This window comes from Phocaeicola sp. ICN-14070 (assembly GCF_037892625.1).
In the GTDB taxonomy this organism is placed as follows: Bacteria; Bacteroidota; Bacteroidia; order Bacteroidales; family Bacteroidaceae; genus Phocaeicola; species Phocaeicola plebeius.
The window spans coordinates 1-1,118 of sequence record NZ_JBBKBF010000158.1 but is presented as its reverse complement, the minus strand read 5'-3'; the positions used below and the strand labels follow the sequence as shown (position 1 = coordinate 1,118).

The window sequence follows — 1,118 nt, the reverse complement described above, 5'->3', positions numbered from 1 at the left end:
CGTTTTCCTGTATTCTTTTCCAATGTCGGATAGTACAGGACAACATCATTCCTAAAGCGGCTGATAACATGGAAACCGTTCTCACACATAGGCGTTACGAAAGTTTCCTTGGAAAAGAATGCGTCTGCAACCACCGTTTTGGATATGCTTTGCAGCTTGTCTTTTCTGCTGATAAGATAGCAGCTGTACCAGTCAACAAGGTTCTTGTCCATATTATCCAAGGTCTTACAATCCGGTGTCTGAATGGAACCTAAAGTCATGCATTCATGGTTGTCGATGTCAATGACACCGATGCCCATGATTTCCAGTCCACGCTTGTATTCTCCTGCACAACCAGACCAGAAGTAACCTATCCAAGGTGTCTTCTTGCCTGATTTGGGGATATAGGAAGGATCGATGGCGATGGCTTTTCTTTTGCCTGTGAGATGCTTGCTGATGATAGATCCGTTGAACGCAAACCAGTCGAAAGTTTCATGCTCAAAAAGGTTACGATAAGTCTGTTCTGAGAAACAGCCATATCTGCCCAATTGAAGGAAATTTATACGATCTGGGATGGCCATGAATAATTTCATGGTGTCCATGAACGTTTTTTCAAAAGGTTTTTGTATATTCGCTACTGATTTGAGAGCCGACAGGCACTCGGATTGGTATTGCATAAGAAGTGTTTCTTTAGTCATAATCAGAAGAGTTCAGAGACTTCTAATTTACTAAGAAATAACGAATTATACAATACTTTTCCCTTTATTATCAGCAGGTTAGCTCTCTTTTTTCAGCACATTTCTTCATGCTTAACCATTCGTTTTTGACAACATTTCAATGACCTCTTTAGTGTTTTCGAACCGACTTTTGCCGGTTCTATTGTTTAACTTTTAATCTTTCGGTAAAAATTTACCGAAGTATTGTAACTATGTACAGACAATTAATTTCTAATTCATGGAAAGCATGCCTTCTTTTCGTATGTGTATTCTTTTCCGGTATAACAGTGAAAGCAGATGATAGTTTATACTCTCCTAATAAGAAAATAGGAGTGAGCTGGGATAATCCGGCGAAAGGATTGCGTGTGATTTATAAGAAAGGTGATTCTTCGATTTCGGTAGTTCAGTTAAAGAATCTGGGGA

The 1,118-nt window shown here is 39.2% G+C and carries 2 pseudogenes; one reads left to right on the top strand and one right to left on the bottom strand.

What is annotated here, in order from left to right:
* A pseudogene (locus WKT20_RS18045) lies at window positions 1–677 on the bottom strand (hypothetical protein); the annotation flags it as partial.
* 230 nt (window positions 678–907) lie between these two features.
* On the opposite strand from WKT20_RS18045, the pseudogene WKT20_RS18040 reads away from it, so the two are divergent.
* Window positions 908–1,118 (top strand): annotated as a pseudogene (locus WKT20_RS18040) (glycoside hydrolase family 97 protein); the annotation flags it as partial.